We start from the raw sequence: 16751 nt of genomic DNA, 5'->3' as shown, positions 1-16751 counted from the left end.
GGTCTGGGGTCAGCGGCCGTGGAACTCGGGTTCGGTCCGTTCCCGGAACGCGCTCAGGCCGGATTTGAAATCATCTGTACGACAAGCTAATTCGAGAGCGTACAACTCTTGGTTCATCGCCTCGGCCAATGATGTGGTGTGGCTACGGTTGATTGCCTGTTTGGCGAGTCCGAGCGCCACGGTCGGGCCGGATGCGAGACGCTCCAGTATTGATGCGCCGGCGGCGTCGACGTCGGATGCGGGGGTCGAGCGGTAGATCAGACCCCACTCGCACGCGTCGGGTGCGCCGATTTTCTCTCCGAGCATCAGCATCTGCTTCGCCCGCGCTGTCCCCGCGAGTCGGGGTACGAGCCAGGTGGCGCCGGAGTCGGGGCTGAAACCGCGCGTGATGAACGGTTCCCAGAAGATCGCGTCTTCGTCCGCAACGGTGAAATCGGCGGCGAATGCGAGACTGCAGCCGAGACCCACCGCCCATCCGCGGACTGTGCACACCACGGGAAGGTGGAGATCGTGAACCAGTTCGACGATGCGATGCGCCTGGTGGGGGACGCGGCGAACCAGATTCCCGGCACGGGGCCGCGGTGCGTCCTTGCTGTTCGCCCCGACCCAGTCCGCGCCGCCGCAGAAGTTCTCTCCGGCTCCGGTGATATGCACCGCGCGGAGGGAATCATCGTGCGCGGCGGCGGTGAGGGAGTGGACGAGAGTGTGCACCATTGCCGGGTTCAGTGAGTTGAGCGCCTTGGGCCGGTCGAGAGTCAGCCTGAGGATCGGCCCGTCGTGTTCGACGCGTACCTCACCGACTCGTTCGGATGAACCATCCTCGTCACTCACCGTGGTAACCGCCCCTCGGAATCTATACTGTGATGTATACGGTATGTAGTACCGTTGCCTCCTACACAAGTTAGCAAGGAACCCGGTCAGGCGGAACCGGGTCGGCCGAAAGAAGATTATGACCAGCAATGAGGTGGAGCCGACATCCTTCTCGGGCGAACGCTCCGTTCCGGGGAGGTTCGGCGAAACTCCGCTCAGGCAGACCGAACGTGCCGCGTCCTCACTCCGCCGGCTCAGCGGATTGCTGCTGTCGCTCGAGCACGAACACGATGTGGTCGACGAGATGCTCTCCCGATTCGCCGAGTGGGAGCAGATTCTGGCAGCGGAGGCGCCCTCGGACACCCGGCTCCGGCTCGCCGACGACCGAGACGACGATCGGCGCGTCTACCTCGACCACGCATTCGATGTCGGCTCGTTCAATCCGCACTTCCCCGAGTACGAACTTCGTTCCTACGACGCCGACAGTGCGTCCGGCACCGTGTACTTCCCCGTGGTGTACGAAGGACCGCCCGGGCTTGTGCACGGCGGATTCCTCGCAGTGTTCTTCGATTGTATGATCCAGCACCACAATTGCGCGGTGGGGGTCGCGGGTAAGACACGGCTCCTCAGCATCCGGTATCGGCGTCCCACGCCGTTGCTCACCCCGTTGGATTTCGATGTCGTCCGGCGGACGACCGAGCGCGGGCTGGTGTCCGAAGCGCGCCTCATGCGGAACGGTGAAGTGTTGTGTATCGCCGAGCTCGATTCGGTAGCGGTCCGAATCGACGCGCTGGAGACCACCGAACTCGGCCGGAGGCGATGACCCGGTGTCGAGAATGACGCAGCGCCGAGCTGTACTCCGCTGCACAGATCAACTATTCGGAAGGGCATATCGATGACCGACGCCAAGACCTCCGACGGCAGAGTGCTGTTCGATGTCGATCGGGAGGCACGGATCGCGACCGTGACCCTCAACAATCCGTCTCAGCGGAATTCCTACGATCAGGCGATGCGCGACGAGATCGCGCGCTACCTCGACATCGTCGTCGACGACGACGACATCACCGTGGTACTGCTGCGAGGAGCGGAAGGCGTCTTCAGCACCGGCGCAAACATGAACAACGCCTACGGCTGGTACGGCGAGGGCCGGAACGGAGACTCTCCCGCACCGGAGAAGCGCAGGCCGAGCCAGCGGCGCCGATTGATCGTGGATCGCAAGACCTTCGGCTTCTACCACGAGTTCCTGGGCTTCCCGAAGGTCACCGTGGGCGAGATCAGCGGATTCGCGCTGGGCGGCGGATTCGAGATGGCATTGATGACAGACATCTCCGTCATCGCACGTGACACGCGAATCGGCATGCCCGCGACACGGTTCCTCGGCCCGGCCCTGGGGAGCCTGCACATGTTCTTCCATCGCCTCGGACCCGTCCTGGCACGGCAGCTGCTGCTGACCGGCGACATCGTCACTGCAGGCTCCGTCGAACATCTCGGTGTGTTCACCGAGACCTGCGACCCCGCGCACGTCACGGCCCGCGCACGGTACTGGGCCGACAAGGCCGCCAAGATGCCCGCCGACGGTGTGGTCATCGCGAAGGAGGCGTTCCGCCTGGTGGAGCAGAGCCAGGCGTACCAGGGCGAGGAAGTGGCCAGTTACCTGTTCCATGCCTTCGGCACCAATCTGCAGTTCTCGCCCGGCGAGTTCAACTTCGTCAAGACGCGGGCCCAACACGGAACGAAAGAAGCATTCCGTCTTCGTGACGAGCACTTCCACGTCCCCGAGCCGGACCTGACATGAGTTCCTACAGGAGGATGCAGTGACCCAGACGAAGCTCGTCTTCGACCCGTTCTCTCGGGAGTTCTTCGACGGACCGTACGACATCTACGCCCGGATGCGCGACGAAGCACCTGTCTACTACAGCGAGGAATACGATTTCTATGCGCTGAGCAGGTACGCAGACGTCGCCCCGGCGTACCGCAACTTCGCAACGTACTCCTCGGCACGCGGACTCGACCTCGATACCGTCCGCAAGGGTGAGATCTCGTCGTACAAGACGATCATCGTCCTCGACCCACCCGAACACCGGCACATGCGTCGACTGGTCAGCAAGGTGTTCACACCTCGTGCAATCAACGACCTACGCGACATGGTCGACGCGCAGATCGTCCGATTCCTCGAACAGGTGGATCCCTCCGGATTCGACATGGTCCACGATTTCTCGGCGCACTTCCCGATGGAGATCATCTCGGAGATGCTCGGCGTCCCACCGGAGAACAGGACCCAGCTGCGTCTGTGGACCGACGCGTCGCTGCACCGCGAAGTCGGCCAGATCGAGATGACCCAGGCCGGACTCGACGCCGTCGTCGATGTGATGCGCTTCTACTACGGGCTGGTCAAAGAGCGCCGGGCGCACCCCCAGGACGACATGATCACCAAGCTCACCCAAGCCGAGATCGAGCGCGACGACGATCAGCCTCCGAAGTTGACCACCATGGAGATCGCGATGTTCGCATCGCTGCTCGGTGGTGCCGGAGCGGAGACCGTCGCGAAACTGATCGGCGGCGCGCCCGTGACGTTCGCGCGATTCCCGGATCAGTGGGCCAGGCTCAGAGAGGACCGCTCGCTGATCCCGGATGCCGTCGAAGAACTGCTTCGCTTCGAGTCACCGAATCAGTACAACGTGCGGTACTCCATGCGCGACGTCGAGCTTCACGGAGTCACGATTCCCGCGGGTAAACCTGTCTTCCTGTTGCTGGGGTCGGCGAACCGGGATCCCGCCGCATTCGACGAGCCGGACGTCTTCGACATCGAGCGTGATCGTTCGGGAGCGCAGAGCCTCGCGTTCGGTTCGGGAATCCACAGTTGTCTCGGAGCGGCGCTCGCACGGATGGAAAGCGCTGTGGCGCTGGGCCACATGCTCGAGTTCATGCCCGAGTTCGACGTCGATTTCGACAACTGCACCCGCGTGAGTATGCAGAATGTGGCGGGGTACGACCACGTCCCAGTAAGGGTCCGCCCTCGGCCGCAATGATGCCGGGCAGCGATTGCAACGCCAATAGACAGAAACAACCCTCCCGGAACGTTGTTTCTGTCTATTGGCGTTGTGATGTGTGATCGCGTCTATGTGGACACCACGGTCGCGCCAGCGGTGCCCGGAGCTCCGTAGAGCAGGGCGAATCCTGCGGTCGGCTTGCCCGGTACCTGACGTGGGCCTGCGTCGCCGCGCAACTGGAGAACGAGTTCGTGCAGTTGTCGCAGGCCGGAGGCGCCGATGGGCTCGCCGTTGGCGATCAGCCCGCCATCGGTATTGACCGGAAGGCTTCCTCCGATTTCGGTGGCACCGTCTGCGATCAGCTTCTCCTGATCGCCGTCGGCGCAGAAGCCGGCTTCTGCCATGTGGATCACCTCAGCACCGGCGTCGGTGTCCTGGAGCTGGACGACGCCGACGTCCTGCGGCGCGATCCCGGCGGCTTCGAAGGCAGCGCGAGAAGCAAACACCGACGGCGAGGGGACTTCCTCGACAGGCGCATAGGTGGTGTTGACCTCGTATGCGCCGTAGGTCCGCGTGCGCACTTCCACCGAACGCACATAGATCGGCTTCGAAGTGAAACGGTGCGCGATGTCTGTCCGGCACATGATCACCGCGGCTGCACCCTCGTCCGGTGCGCAGAACATGTAGTGCGTGAGCGGGTAATTGAGCATCGGAGAATCCAGGATCTGCTGCTCCGATATCGGCTTTCTCCGAAACGCGTTCGGGTTGTCCACGCCGTTCCGATAGTTCTTCGCGGCGACTTTCGCCAGGGTACGCACGGAGATGTCGTGGTCGTGCAGGTACCGGTTCGCCTTCATTCCGAAGAACTGTGTGGTGAGGTACTGGCCGTTCTCGCCGTACCAGGAAGGCATCCCGACGAGGGTGGGATCCACCGTGAATGCGCCGCGCGGATGTTTGTCGAGTCCGATCGCGATGCCGATGTCGTACTTGCCGAGCCGGATCGCATCTGCGCAGGACTCCGTTGCGCTGGCTGCGGTGGCACACGCGTTGAACACGTTGGTGAACGGGATTCCCGTCAGTCCCATCAGGCCCACGATCGCGTCGGGATTCGCGACCTCCCAGCTGCCACCGACGGCGAACTGGATGTCCTTCCATTCGAGACCGGCATCGGCGAGCGCAGCGCGGATGGCATCGGTGCCCATCTCCATGGCTGTCTTGTCGAATCGCCCGAAGGGGTGCATCCCGATTCCGATGATTGCTACCTCGTTCATTTCGACACTCCCTTCGGATCGATCGGCCGGAACGCGAAAGTGAGGACTTCGTCGCCGTTCTCGTCGTGTCCGAGCGGAATCATCGTCAGTTCCACTTCCATACCGAACTCGAGGACCGACGGGCTGTTCTGGGTGAGGCGCCCCTCCACTCGAACTACGTCGCCCAACTGCACGAGCCCGACGCCGAACGGTACGAATGTCTCAGGAGTTTCGTCGCCGAGATACGGTGCGCCGGGAAGGAAGCCCTGCGTGGTCCAGGCCACGAGTGTCCCTGTGCGGGGGAGTGCGACGTCGGTCATCTGCTCGCGGCTGCATCGGGGGCAGAGCGGCTGCACGGGGAAAACCGTAGCGCCGCAGTCGTCGCACGTGCTGGCGAGGAGTTGTGGTCGGTCGTCGGGCCAAGTCGATATCTCTGGGGCGATTGCTCTCTGCACGGTCCGTCCTCGGGTTGCTGGGACTGGGAATGGTGGCGTGCGGCCACCTGGTCAGATATTGCGGTATATCATACCGATAGGTATACAGTAGGAGCGGTTAGCGCGCGATCGTCCACACTTCCGCACGAACGGAGTTCATATGCCGCGCAATGTCATCGACTGTCTGGTCAACGTCCACTTCGGGGAGACACAGACGCAACCGAAGTGGATGACCTCGGTCCGCGACAACTACTTCAAGGGACCGAAGTCGATGTTCGAAGCCGTCGAGATGTCGCAACTGCTCGACGAGATGGACGAGATGGGCGTCCAGAAGGCCATCTTGATGGACTCCGTGGTCACTCCACGCCTGACTGCCCGGAAGTTCGCCGAGGCCCATCCGGAACGGTTCTCCCTGGCGATGGGGGTGGGCAATCTTCTCCGGCCGATCGGGATGTTGCGCGAACTCGCCGCGGTGGCACAGGTCCTGCCGGTCAGCTACGCCGCGATAGGACCGAGCTTCTGGGGCGACGGTGACTATCCACCCAGCGACGCCGTCTACTACCCGCTGTACACGAAATGCGCCGAAATGGGCCTGCCGCTGTGCGTGAACACCGGGATCCCGGGCCCGCCGCTCCCCGCCGAAGCGCAGAACCCGATACACCTCGACAAGGTGTGCGTGCGCTTCCCGGAACTGAAACTCTGCATGATCCACGGAGCGGACCCGTGGTGGGACGTCGCAATCCGGATGCTGATCAGATTCCCGAACCTGAGGCTCATGACATCGGCGTGGTCGCCGAAGCGGCTGCCGGAGAATCTGCTGCACTTCATGCGGACACGAGGACAGGACAAAGTGATCTTCGCATCCGACTGGCCGGTTCTGTCGCAGCGCAGGATCGTCCCCGAGGCGCTCGAGCTCGATCTGCCCGAGGCTGCGCTCGACAACTTCCTGTTCAACAACGCGGAGGAGTTCTTCTTCGGCGCCCGGCAGCCCCTCATCTGATCTCGGCACGAGCCTGATTCCGACAAGACACAGAGGAGTAGAGATGGATCGGTACGAGCTACGGCGCGAGGACTACAGCCTGAGCGAGGACCAACTGGATCTGCAGAACGCGTACGCGAAGTTCTTCGAGACCCACTGCACTATCGATACGGTGCACGCAGCCGAGGCCGCAGGGCTCGATCGCGCGCTCTGGGAACGGCTCTGCTCGACCGGTGCCACAACGATGGCCCTCCCCGAGGATGCAGGTGGTGACGGAGCGACGCTGGTCGATCTGACGCTGGTCGCCGAGGAAGTAGGCCGGTACTTGGCACCTGTGCCGTGGATCGACCACGTCTGTGCCGCACGCCTGTTGGCACGGCTCGATGTCCAGGACCTCGGTGCGATCGCGTCGGGGCAGCGAATCGTCGGGCTCGATCCGCACCTCGGTGACGTGTCCGGCCGACGGTTGATCCCCGCCGCGTCGGTCGCCGACGATCTCGTCGTCCGCGACGGTGAGGACATCGTGCTCATGACGTTCGACTCCGCTCCGGAACGGGTCGAGAATCTAGGGAAGCTGCCGATGGCGTGGGTCGACCCTGCCGAGGCGACGCACAGAACTGTTCTTGCGTGTGGGCCCGCTGCCCTCGAAGAATTCGATCGAGCGCTCGCCGAATGGCGCCTGCTGACCGCCTCGGCTCTCGTCGGGTTGGTGGAGCAGTCCATGCGTATCGCGGCAGAGTTCGCGAAGTCGCGCTACACACTGGGAGTTCCCATTTCGTCGCTGCAGGGCATCTCGCACCCTTTGGCGAATATGGCGATCACGGTAGAGGGTGGGCGGGCGCTGGCACGCAAGGCAGCGTGGTTCCTCGACAACGAACCGGAGGTGCGCCCCGAGTTGGCCGGAGCCGCATTCGTTTTCATGGCTGATGAGGCGTCGCGCGCAGCAACGATGTCGGTGCATGTTCAAGGCGGTCTCGGAGTGTCCACCGAGGCCGCGGCAAGTTCGTATCTGGTGCGGGCGCGTGGCTGGTCGCTGGCAGGCGGAGATCCGGCCGACACCGCCCGACACGTCGCTCGGATCGTGGCGGAGAAGCGGTCGGCGAGTGCCCATGCGGCTCTGGCTGCGGTGTAGAGGAGGGGACCATGGATTTTTCACGGGTTGAGCTGACCGGCGACGAACAGGCGTTTCTCGATGAGATCCGCACGTTTCTCGACAAACATGTCACCGACGAAGTTCGGCGACGTGATCGCGAAACGGGCGACAACTTCGATGAGGGCGTCCACCTCGCGATGGGCGAAGCCGGCTATCTGGAACGCGAGTACCGCAAGGCGGACGAGGGCGGTTTCTCACGGGTCGAGAGCCGCCTGTGGGCGCTCGAGCGCCGACGTTCCCATGTTCCGTGGGTGACGTGGGGAACCACCATCCTGGTCTCGCATTCCGTCGAGGCGTACGGTTCGCCGGAACTGCGTGACGAGGTGATGCCCGGGGTCTTCAGCGGTCACGTGCGTATGTGCCTCGGCTACACGGAGCCCGAGGGTGGCTCGGATATCGCCACCTGCAAGACCCGGGCGGTGCGCGACGGCGACGACTGGGTGATCAACGGCTCGAAGATGTTCACCACCGGCGCGCACAATTGCCGGTACGTCTTCCTGATCACGAACACCGACCCGAACGCAGAAAAAAAGCACAAGAGCCTGACGATGTTCCTGGTCCCGCTGGACACGCCGGGCATCGAGATCCAGGGCCTGTGGACCGTCGACGGCGATCGCACCAACATCGTCTATTACAACGACGTCCGGATTCCCGACAAGTATCGACTCGGGGAAGTGAACGGCGGCTGGGCCGTTCTGCGTGGCCCGCTCGACGCTGAACACGGGGTGGTCGCGGCGGACGCCGACGGACTCGACGACATCGCGATCCTCCAGCATCAGGGCATGTTCATGGGTACGGCTGTCGACAAGGTGGCGACCATTGTGGACCGCCCCGGGGTCGACGGGCTTCGACGCATCGACGACGAGTCCGTCGCACACCGTCTGGGCAAGGCCGTCGCCCGGATCGAGGTGGCGCTCAGTACATCGAACATGTACGGCCGTGTGGCGATTGCGCAGACGATGCGCGATGTCGCCCCCGAGTTGATGGACATCCTGGGCCCCGCATCCGCGTTGCCGGTGGAGACCGACGGGGCACTCGACGACGGAGCGAGTGAATACCTGTACCGGTGGGCTCCTCTGTGTGGAATATACGGCGGCACCCTCGAGGTGTTCCGCAACATGATCGGCCAGTACATGCTGGGCTTGGGCCGGCCGATATATGCGCCGGTGAAGAGCTGAGTTGTCACGACGAGAACGCCGGCCGGACCACTGTGGTCCGGCCGGCGTTGTGTATCAGGGGTTTACAGAACGGCGCCGGAGACCTTCGCCGCGATGATGTCGTCCCAGCTCATCCCCAGCTCTTCGAGGATTTGGTCGGTGTGTTCCCCGTGCTCGGGTGAGCGCCCCGGTTTCGGGGGCGTCTCGTCGAACTGGATCGGGGCGGAGACCGTCTTGAACAATTCGCCGTCGTCGTCGGCGACGGTCATCAGATAGCCGTTGGCGACGGCCTGCGCGTCGTCGAGTGCTTCCGCCGGTGTCGCGAGCGGTGCCCACACGCCGGGCTCGTCGGCGAGGACCTCCTGCCATTCTGCGAGATCGCGCTCGGCGAAGATCTTGCGCAGAATGGCGGTGGCATCGTCCTTGTTGGCAATGAGGTTGGCCAGCGGCGTGAATCTTTCGTCGTCCGAGAGTTCGGGATGTCCGATCCGCTCGCAGAATCCCTTCCAGTAGCGGTCTGCTTGCAGGAACACGAGTTGGAGCCACCGGTCGTCGCGGGTCTTGTATCGATTCACCACGGGGTTCGGTGCTTCGCCCGGCGCGTAGGCGGGAATGCGGTCGATGCCGTAGTAGTCGGCGGCGCAGATGTCCGGTGCCACGGCCCACATTCCTTGGGCCAGCAGCGATCCGTCGACCGTCCGTGCCACTCCGGTCCGTTCTCGATGGAAGAGAGCGGCAACGATACCGCCGGCCAGGGTGCTACCGCCCTGCAGGTCGCCGAATGCGGGGCCCTGTGCGAATGGGAACTCTTGGCCGTCCGGGGTGAGTGCATAGGCAACACCGGCGCGAGCGGTGTATCCGGAGGCGTCGAATCCGCCTTTGTCGCGGTCGGGGCCGAGGGGGCCCTGGCCGCTTCCACGCGCGATGATCAGCTTCGGGTTGAAGGCGCGGAGCGTGTCCACCGACAGGTCGGCGCGTTCGAGTGCGCCGGGAAGCCAGTTCGTCAGGAGGACATCGGCCTTGGCGATGAGCTTGGCAAAGATCTCGCGACCCTCGGGTGTCTTGATGTCGATCGCGATGCTGCGTTTTCCGTGGTTGCCGATTTCCATCATGAAGTTCGCTTTCACGCGGGACTCCGCGGGGTCGAGGCCACCGACCGTCAGGTAGCGACAGGGATCGCCGCCGCGAGTGTCTTCGACCTTGATGACATCGGCCCCCCAATCCCGGAGAACGACACCGGCACTCGGAACATAAGTCCAGGAAGCAAGTTCCACCACCGTGACACCGTTGAGGAGATCGGACATCGGCGTTCCCTTCTTGCAGAAAGTCGGCTGTACAGCTTCCCAAGACATTACTGTATTGATTACAGTTAGTCATCCGGTTTCGTAGTCGAGGAGAATGTATGAGTGGAGTCGCTGACCGTCGGGGCGAGCTGAGCGACGGGAGGGGTCGTCTCGAGACCGCGACAAGTGTGGAGTGGGGTCGTCGCGTTGCGCAACAAGCAGAAACCCGTCTGCTCATCGACGGAGCGCTGACCGAAGCGACGGGCGGTGCGACATATCGAAATCTCAGTCCGGCCACCGGGCTCGTACTCGGAGATGCTGCCGCGGCGAGCGCACCGGATATGGAACGGGCAATCGGCGCTGCCCGACGCGCATTCGACGAGACCTCGTGGTCGACCGACCGCGGCCTGCGGCGGCGCTGCCTCGAACAGTTGCAGGCCGCACTCGAGTCCGAGAAGGAAGACCTGCGTGCCGAACTCGTCGCGGAGGTGGGATGCCCGGTGATGGCCACCTCCGACGCCCAGCTGGACTGGCCGCTGGCCGATTCGCTCCGTTACCCTGCGTCGCTGATCGACTCCTTCGAATGGGAGCGGACCCTCGACGGTGGAGGCCTGTTCGGCCCGCGCAACGTGCGCACCGTCGTCAAAGAAGCCGCCGGGGTGGTCGCAGCAATCACGCCCTCGAACTACCCGATCGAAGTGATCCTCAACAAGATCGGGCCTGCCCTGGCTGCGGGAAATACTGTGATCCTCAAGCCGGATCCGAATACGCCGTGGAACGCGGCTCGTCTCGGTCGGCTCGTAGCGGAGAAGACCGATATTCCCCCTGGCGTGTTCAATGTGGTGACCACACCCGACAACGACGTGGCGGGTCAGCTCGCGGACGATCCCCGGGTCGACCTCATCTCGTTCACCGGATCGACCGCCGTCGGGCGCATTCTTATGCAGCGAGCAGCCGCGACGATGAAGCGGACGTTCCTCGAACTCGGCGGTAAATCCGCTCTCATCGTGACCGACGGTGCCGATCTGTCGAAGGCGATCATGGCGACGATCGGCGCGTGCTCCCACGCGGGGCAGGCCTGCGCAGTCAATACGCGAATTCTCGTGCACAAGTCTTTGTTCGACGATATGGCGGCGGGTGCGACCGAGGCGTACAAGCAGATTCCGGTCGGCGACCCGGTGAATCCGGGAACGTTCGTGGGGCCACTCATCAGCGCAGCCCAGAAACAGAAGGTGCTCGGCATACTCGATCAGGCACGCGCCGACGGTGCGCGATTCCTCACCGGCGGTGGTGAGGTCGACGGTCTGGCCGAACACCTGCAGGGGGGCCACTTCGTGGCGCCCACCCTAGTCACCGGAGTCGACAACAGCGCCGCCATCGCGCAGGAAGAGGTGTTCGGTCCGGTCGCGATACTGATTCCGTTCGAGAATGACGACGAAGCCGTAGGGCTCGCCAACGACAGCCACTTCGGTCTTGCCGGTGCAGTCATGTCGGACACGGCCGAACGAGGGATGGCACTTGCCAGGCGCGTGCGTACCGGAGCTATCGGCGTCAACGGCGGAATGTTCTACGGGGCCGACGCGCCCTTCGGTGGATACAAGAACAGTGGTATCGGAAGACAGTGCGGGATAGAAGGTTTCGATCAGTATCTCGAAACGAAAACAATTGCGTGCAGGCTTCCTCGCGGGTGATCATACGGCTACGAAAGGCATACGGATGGGCAAGCTGGACAACAAGGTTGCACTGGTCTCGGGAGCAGCCCGCGGACAGGGAAGATCGCACGCGATTCACCTGGCCGCCGAGGGTGCAAGCATCATCGCTCTCGACCTGTGCGCAGACCTCGACGGCAACACATATCCCCTGGCGCGCCGAGAGGATCTCGACGAGACCGCACGTCTCGTCGAGAAGGAGGGCGTCCGTGTTCACACCGTGGTCGCCGATGTGCGGGAGCGGCGCGACGTATGGAACGCAATTGCCGAGGGAGTGAAGGATCTCGGGCGGCTCGACATCGTCGTTGCCAACGCGGGAATCTGCCCGATGGGCGACGGACAGACGCTGCAATCCTGGTCCGACACCATCGATACCGATCTGGCAGGCGTATTCAACGTGGTGCAGGGCAGCATTCCGCATCTCGGCAAGGGCGCGTCGATCATTGCGACCGGCTCTCTGGCCGCTCAGTTGGGTAGCGCCACCAATCAGGGGCCGGGTGGTTCGGCGTACAGCCTTGCGAAACAGATCGTGGCACGGTACGTCAACGACCTCGCAGTGCAGTTGGCGAAGAAGGACATCCGAATCAATGCGGTGCACCCGACGAATGTGAACACCGACATGCTCCACAACGCGGGAATGTACCGGGTGTTCAGGCCCGACCTCGAACATCCCACCCGGGAGGAGGCGGAGATGGCGTTTCCGGCCATGCAGGCGATGCGTGTGCCGTACATCGAACCGCACGACGTCTCGGAGGCCGTGCTCTTCCTCGCGAGCGACGCGTCGCGTTTCATCACCGGAACCCAACTGCGGATCGATGCCGGTGGCTATGTGAAGTCCGTGCCCTGGAAGGGATGAGTATTGCCATGCCCGAAGTCATCGGATTCCTCGGAGCCGGCCAGATGGGTGAACCCATGGTTCGCCGGCTTCTCGCCGCCGGGTACGACGTCCGCCTCTACGCCCGCCGCGAGGAGGTACGCATGCGTCTCGGCAGTGTGGGCGCGTACCTCGCCGACTCGGTCGCCGACGTGGCACGACAAGCAGACATCCTCTTCGTCTGCCTGTTCTCGGATGCGCAACTGGTCGATCTGGCCGGCGGCCCCGACGGTTTCATGGAGAACGCGAAGGAGACGTCGATCGTCGTATCGCACACCACCGGTACCGTGGGTACACTCGCGAAGATCCGCGCCGATCACCCGGACGGCCCGACGCTCGTCGATGCGCCGGTGAGCGGATCGGCCGACGATATCGCGGCAGGAACGCTGACCGTTCTCTTGGGCGGCGAGGCGAACGTGCTGGACCGGGTCGAGCCCGTGGTGAGTGCCTATGCCGATCCGGTCATCAGGACCGGGGGGCTCGGCACTGCGCTGAACCTGAAACTGGTGAACAACATCCTGTTTGCCGCCAACGCTCAACTTGCCGCAGCAGCAGTGGAACTCGGCGATCGGCTCGGCATCGGACGCAACGAACTGCTCGACGCTGTGTCGTTGAGTAGTGGACGCAGTCATGCACTCGCCTCGATCAGGAAGATCGGTGGCGTCGAAGCATTCTCCGAGGTTGCCTCCCCGTTCCTGCGCAAGGATGTTGCCGCATGTGACGCAGCCGCCGCGGACGCAGGTGTCGATCTCGGCTGGATCGGTTCTGTGGTGGCAGAAGGCCCAATTGCATTGACGAGTGAGAAACGGAGAGCCGACGGATGATCAAGACAGGCACACGCTTGGAGAGCCGAACCTGCAGCACACAGGTGATCGTTGTTGCCGCAGCGGAGTCCCTCGACGACCTCCGGTGTGGAGGAGCCACGATGGCGACGGTGGGGGCAGCGAAGCAGGACGGTATCTCGCTCGACGAGAAGCATTCGGGCGGAACACTCATCGGCAAGCGTTACGTCACCGACGACGGAGCCGAGGTGCTGGTGACCAAACCGGGCGCAGGAAGTCTGTCCGTGGGAGACACCCCGCTACATGTGAGGGATTCCAAGGCGCTACCTGCCAGTGATTGACGAGGCGTTGCTACGTCACCGTCTCCACGCGGCGAGGATGTCGTCGGTCGTGGTGACGGTGGCCAGCACACTCAGGGTGTGGTCGATCATCGCTGTGCCGTAGTCGGCGGGAATCCCCGCGACGGCGTCGCGGGGGACCACCACCCGATACGATTTGTTCACCGCATCCATCACCAGGTTGGGGATCGCGACGTTCAGGGACACCCCGACCGCCACGATCGTGTCGACGCCGAGGTTGCGGAGGACGGCATCGAGATCCGTACCTCCCATCGGACCCAGACCGTGCATCCGGGTCAATACCAGATCCGATGGGGCAGGCCCGAATTGCGGCAGGAGGGTTGCACCCGGGCTTCCTGGGGCCATCGACGTCGTGCGACGCCCGACCGCGAAGAGTTTTGCGTTGTGGTTCGATCCCTGATTGTCGTCGCGACGGTGGACGAGGCAGTGCACGATACGAACACCGGCTTCTCGTGCCGCGGGCAGGAGCCGAGCGATAGTGGGAAGAGCGTGACGCCCTGCCTCCTGCGCGAGTGCCGGCATGCCGGAATCCGGACCGACGACCGCGCCCTGCAGCTCCTGCGTGACGATCGCTGTCCGGCCCGGATCCACGAGCTCGGCCAGCGACGGTGCGCTCACGCAGGCTCCTTGGCATTGCTCTCAGCGGGTACCTCGTAGAACTGCTTCGCCCATCGGCGCATCGCCATGTACGGCTTGGCGTCGACGCGACCGAGCGGGGGATTCTCGACGTAGATCTGGTAGCGCCAGATGCTGAGGTCTTCGAAGACGGTGTGGAGGAACCGGCGTTCGACCTTCTCCTGCACGGCGGGCGGCGGGACTTCCGAGGTATCCCCGTCGTTGCGGGGCCACCAGATCGAATAGAAGAGATCGGAATGTCCGTCGTCGACGGGAGTGCAGGCGAAGATCAGTCGATAGTTCTGGGTGCCCTCGAATGCGCTCATCGCGTACCCCAGTCCTGAGAAGTGGCTGTGGATGCGAAGAGCCATCTTGTCGGGGTCGTCGCTGGTGGTGTCCGGCCAGCCGGTGAGGAACCGCCATTCGTTGTCGACCGCTTCCCACCCGAGCGACACCGGTGTCACGCTCGCACCGTGCACATACCGGAAATGTGCACTGTCGGGGCCGTTCTCGGCGACAACCTGTGGGTGCACCGGCTCGTACTCTGCTCGGCGTGAGAACTCGGGATAGACACGATAGTAGCTGTCGGGGCCGGAGACGATCTCGGGGAACTTCGTGAACGGGTCGGGTAGCTCCCATTGCGGTGGTTTTCCGTCGGGCTGATGCCACATGTACACGATTCCGTGCTGCTCCTGAATCGGGTAGACACGCAGTTTCAGCGCCTTGTTCGGTCGGTCGGGGTCGTACGGGATGTAGCGGTTGGTCCCATCCGGCCCCCACCGCCACCCGTGAAACGGGCACTCGATGCAGTCACCCACGACCTTGCCGCCGTGTCCGAGGTGCGCGCCGAGATGGCGGCAGTGCCCGGTCATGACGTGGAGTTCACCGCTGTCGTCGCGGTAGGCGACGAGATCCTCCCCGAAATAGCGCAGGGCCCTGCTGTGCCCGGTCTCGAACTCTTCCGACCAGCCGATCACGAACCAGCCCGTGACCTTCCAGGTGAACGGTACGTCCAACGGTTGTCTCCTCGATGTCGGATCGAACGAGCTCAGTTCGAGCGCTGCATCTGCGATGCGGCGGCGATCTGCTGGTCCCAGACGGCCAGCTTCTCCTCGGCGCTCGTCTGATGGTGGCTCAGTGCGCGGATACTCACGTCGTGCCCTGCTGCCGCAGCCCGCAGGGCTCCGACGGTGGCCTGGTCGCGTGGCACGTGCGTGAACGGGTCGAACGAGTACCACCGCATGGCGTTCAAGTGGGTCATCTTGTCGATCTCGTCGGCGGGCACATGTTCGTCGGTGAAGACACCACTGAGCTCCTCGGGAGCGCCCGGCCACATCGAATCACTGTGCGGATAGTCCATTTCCCACGAAATATTGTCGATACCGATGTCGTGGCGGAGTTTGACCCCGAGCGGGTCGCTGATGAAGCACGTGAGGAAATGCTCCCGGAACACCTCGCTGGGCAACTTGCCGCCGAAATCCTGCAGCGTCCACGTCGAGTGCATCTCGAACGTCCGGTCGACGCGTTCGAGGAAGTACGGGATCCAGCCCGTCCCACCCTCGGAGAGGGCGATCTTGAGGTCTGGGAATTCCTTGACCGGCCGTGACCACAGTAGATCGGCTGCCGCGTTCACGATGTTCATCGGCTGGAGCGTGATCATCACATCGGGGGGTGAATCCGTTGCGGGGATGGAGAGTTTGCCCGAGGAGCCGATGTGGATGGACAGGACGGTGTCGGTGTCGACGAGCGCCTTCCACAGTGGATTCCAATACTCGTCGTGGAAGCTGGGGTAGCCGAGCGCGGCGGGATTCTCCGTGAAGGTCAGGGAGTGCACCCCTTTCTTCGCGAGGCGCCGGACCTCCTGCGCGCACAGTTCGGCGTCCCAGATGACCGGGAGTCCCATGGGGATGAACCGGCCCGGGTACGCACCGCACCACTCCTCGACATGCCAATCGTTGTAGGCCTGGACGAGTGCCAGTGAGAAGTCCGAGTCCTCGGTCGCGAACAGTCGGGCAGCGAAGCCGGGGAACGAGGGGAAGTTCATCTGTGCCAGAACACCGCCCGCGTTCATGTCCTTGACGCGTTCATGAACGTCGTAACAACCCGGACGGATCTCGTCGAGGCCCTCGGGCTCCAGGCCGTACTCTTCCTTGGGGCGTCCGGCGACAGCATTGAGGGCCACATTCGGAATGATGCGATCGCGGAACTTCCACATGTCCGCGCCGTTGTCCATGTGCACGAGACGCGGTGCATCGTCGGCGTATTTCGCGGGCAGGTGGTTGGTGAACATGTCGGGCGGCTCGATGATGTGGTCGTCGACGCTGATCAGGATCATGTCGTTCTTGTCCATGCTCGT

The 16751-nt window shown here is 63.5% G+C and carries 17 protein-coding genes; 10 read left to right on the top strand and 7 right to left on the bottom strand.

All coding sequences use genetic code 11. The features are described from left to right. Nucleotides 1–9: 9 nt before the first annotated feature. A complete protein-coding gene (locus ACTDXD_RS09285; RefSeq protein WP_440126761.1) occupies nt 10–831 on the bottom strand; it encodes an enoyl-CoA hydratase/isomerase family protein in 822 nt (273 codons plus the stop codon). Nucleotides 832–949: 118 nt separating this feature from the next. On the opposite strand from ACTDXD_RS09285, the gene ACTDXD_RS09280 reads away from it, so the two are divergent. The 3 genes from ACTDXD_RS09280 (at nt 950) to ACTDXD_RS09270 (ending at nt 3839) form a co-directional block, all read left to right on the top strand. Further along, on the top strand, nt 950–1633 hold the full coding sequence (locus ACTDXD_RS09280) for a hypothetical protein (RefSeq protein WP_440126760.1): 684 nt from the start codon (nt 950–952) through the stop codon (nt 1631–1633). Nucleotides 1634–1705: 72 nt separating this feature from the next. After that, nucleotides 1706–2605 (top strand): enoyl-CoA hydratase/isomerase family protein, encoded by a 900-nt coding sequence (locus tag ACTDXD_RS09275; RefSeq protein WP_440126759.1) that lies wholly within the window; start codon nt 1706–1708, stop codon nt 2603–2605. A gap of 19 nt (nt 2606–2624) precedes the next feature. After that, a complete protein-coding gene (locus ACTDXD_RS09270; RefSeq protein ID WP_440126758.1) occupies nt 2625–3839 on the top strand; it encodes a cytochrome P450 in 1215 nt (404 codons plus the stop codon). Between the two features lie 89 nt (nt 3840–3928). Here ACTDXD_RS09270 and ACTDXD_RS09265 read toward each other — a convergent pair whose 3' ends face one another. Both ACTDXD_RS09265 and ACTDXD_RS09260 read right to left on the bottom strand, forming a co-directional pair. Beyond that, the gene (locus ACTDXD_RS09265) at nt 3929–5071 is read right to left on the bottom strand and encodes a thiolase family protein (protein ID WP_440126757.1); all 1143 of its coding nucleotides are present in this window, start codon (nt 5069–5071) and stop codon (nt 3929–3931) included. Beyond that, nucleotides 5068–5505 (bottom strand): Zn-ribbon domain-containing OB-fold protein, encoded by a 438-nt coding sequence (locus tag ACTDXD_RS09260; RefSeq protein WP_440126756.1) that lies wholly within the window; start codon nt 5503–5505, stop codon nt 5068–5070. The genes ACTDXD_RS09265 and ACTDXD_RS09260 overlap by 4 nt, the downstream gene beginning before the upstream one ends. Nucleotides 5506–5644: 139 nt before the next feature. Here ACTDXD_RS09260 and ACTDXD_RS09255 point away from each other — a divergent pair, with 139 nt between their 5' ends. The 3 genes from ACTDXD_RS09255 to ACTDXD_RS09245 are packed head-to-tail and all read left to right on the top strand — an operon-like array spanning nt 5645 to nt 8794. Beyond that, nucleotides 5645–6484 (top strand): amidohydrolase family protein, encoded by an 840-nt coding sequence (locus tag ACTDXD_RS09255; RefSeq protein WP_440126755.1) that lies wholly within the window; start codon nt 5645–5647, stop codon nt 6482–6484. A 43-nt stretch (nt 6485–6527) separates the two neighbouring features. Next, nucleotides 6528–7595, top strand: a complete 1068-nt coding sequence (locus ACTDXD_RS09250) for an acyl-CoA dehydrogenase family protein (protein WP_440126754.1) — start codon at nt 6528–6530, stop codon at nt 7593–7595. A gap of 11 nt (nt 7596–7606) precedes the next feature. Next, entirely contained in the window at nt 7607–8794 is a 1188-nt protein-coding gene (locus tag ACTDXD_RS09245; RefSeq protein WP_440126753.1) for an acyl-CoA dehydrogenase family protein, read from the top strand. A 62-nt stretch (nt 8795–8856) separates the two neighbouring features. Here the strand turns inward: ACTDXD_RS09245 and ACTDXD_RS09240 are convergent, their stop codons facing one another. Then, nucleotides 8857–10077, bottom strand: coding sequence for a CaiB/BaiF CoA transferase family protein (locus tag ACTDXD_RS09240; RefSeq protein ID WP_440126752.1), 1221 nt, complete (start codon nt 10075–10077; stop codon nt 8857–8859). Nucleotides 10078–10175: 98 nt separating this feature from the next. Here ACTDXD_RS09240 and ACTDXD_RS09235 point away from each other — a divergent pair, with 98 nt between their 5' ends. From ACTDXD_RS09235 to ACTDXD_RS09220, 4 genes are read left to right on the top strand one after another with little or no spacing between them, the layout of a single operon-like run. Next, the gene (locus tag ACTDXD_RS09235) at nt 10176–11747 is read left to right on the top strand and encodes an aldehyde dehydrogenase family protein (RefSeq protein WP_440126751.1); all 1572 of its coding nucleotides are present in this window, start codon (nt 10176–10178) and stop codon (nt 11745–11747) included. A 25-nt stretch (nt 11748–11772) separates the two neighbouring features. Then, nucleotides 11773–12621, top strand: a complete 849-nt coding sequence (locus ACTDXD_RS09230; protein WP_440126750.1) for a mycofactocin-coupled SDR family oxidoreductase — start codon at nt 11773–11775, stop codon at nt 12619–12621. An 8-nt stretch (nt 12622–12629) separates the two neighbouring features. Then, a complete protein-coding gene (locus ACTDXD_RS09225; RefSeq protein WP_440126749.1) occupies nt 12630–13463 on the top strand; it encodes an NAD(P)-dependent oxidoreductase in 834 nt (277 codons plus the stop codon). After that, a complete protein-coding gene (locus ACTDXD_RS09220) occupies nt 13460–13762 on the top strand; it encodes a hypothetical protein (protein WP_440126748.1) in 303 nt (100 codons plus the stop codon). Before ACTDXD_RS09225 ends, ACTDXD_RS09220 begins: the two co-directional genes overlap by 4 nt. A 15-nt stretch (nt 13763–13777) precedes the next feature. Here the strand turns inward: ACTDXD_RS09220 and ACTDXD_RS09215 are convergent, their stop codons facing one another. The 3 genes from ACTDXD_RS09215 to ACTDXD_RS09205 are packed head-to-tail and all read right to left on the bottom strand — an operon-like array spanning nt 13778 to nt 16745. Further along, on the bottom strand, nt 13778–14398 hold the full coding sequence (locus tag ACTDXD_RS09215; RefSeq protein WP_440126747.1) for a cysteine hydrolase: 621 nt from the start codon (nt 14396–14398) through the stop codon (nt 13778–13780). Beyond that, complete coding sequence (locus ACTDXD_RS09210) at nt 14395–15411, bottom strand: Rieske 2Fe-2S domain-containing protein (protein ID WP_440126746.1); 1017 nt, start codon at nt 15409–15411, stop codon at nt 14395–14397. Before ACTDXD_RS09210 ends, ACTDXD_RS09215 begins: the two co-directional genes overlap by 4 nt. Nucleotides 15412–15443: 32 nt before the next feature. Then, nucleotides 15444–16745, bottom strand: a complete 1302-nt coding sequence (locus tag ACTDXD_RS09205; RefSeq protein WP_440126745.1) for an amidohydrolase family protein — start codon at nt 16743–16745, stop codon at nt 15444–15446. Nucleotides 16746–16751 lie beyond the last annotated feature (6 nt).

It is taken from the genome of Rhodococcus sp. SJ-3, assembly GCF_051918125.1.
Lineage (GTDB): Bacteria > Actinomycetota > Actinomycetes > Mycobacteriales > Mycobacteriaceae > Rhodococcus.
This window is presented reverse-complemented; position numbering and strand designations above follow the sequence as displayed.

Excerpts from the sequence above, each read along its gene's own strand:
- ACTDXD_RS09240 (WP_440126752.1), bottom strand. The coding sequence starts at position 10,077 with ATGTCCGATCTCCTCAACGGTGTCACGGTGGTGGAACTTGCTTCCTGG.
- ACTDXD_RS09225 (WP_440126749.1), top strand. The coding sequence starts at position 12,630 with ATGCCCGAAGTCATCGGATTCCTCGGAGCCGGCCAGATGGGTGAACCC.
- ACTDXD_RS09280 (WP_440126760.1), top strand. The coding sequence starts at position 950 with ATGACCAGCAATGAGGTGGAGCCGACATCCTTCTCGGGCGAACGCTCC.
- ACTDXD_RS09230 (WP_440126750.1), top strand. The coding sequence starts at position 11,773 with ATGGGCAAGCTGGACAACAAGGTTGCACTGGTCTCGGGAGCAGCCCGC.
- ACTDXD_RS09235 (WP_440126751.1), top strand. The coding sequence starts at position 10,176 with ATGAGTGGAGTCGCTGACCGTCGGGGCGAGCTGAGCGACGGGAGGGGT.
- ACTDXD_RS09265 (WP_440126757.1), bottom strand. The coding sequence starts at position 5,071 with ATGAACGAGGTAGCAATCATCGGAATCGGGATGCACCCCTTCGGGCGA.
- ACTDXD_RS09250 (WP_440126754.1), top strand. The coding sequence starts at position 6,528 with ATGGATCGGTACGAGCTACGGCGCGAGGACTACAGCCTGAGCGAGGAC.
- ACTDXD_RS09205 (WP_440126745.1), bottom strand. The coding sequence starts at position 16,745 with ATGGACAAGAACGACATGATCCTGATCAGCGTCGACGACCACATCATC.
- ACTDXD_RS09220 (WP_440126748.1), top strand. The coding sequence starts at position 13,460 with ATGATCAAGACAGGCACACGCTTGGAGAGCCGAACCTGCAGCACACAG.
- ACTDXD_RS09255 (WP_440126755.1), top strand. The coding sequence starts at position 5,645 with ATGCCGCGCAATGTCATCGACTGTCTGGTCAACGTCCACTTCGGGGAG.
- ACTDXD_RS09275 (WP_440126759.1), top strand. The coding sequence starts at position 1,706 with ATGACCGACGCCAAGACCTCCGACGGCAGAGTGCTGTTCGATGTCGAT.
- ACTDXD_RS09245 (WP_440126753.1), top strand. The coding sequence starts at position 7,607 with ATGGATTTTTCACGGGTTGAGCTGACCGGCGACGAACAGGCGTTTCTC.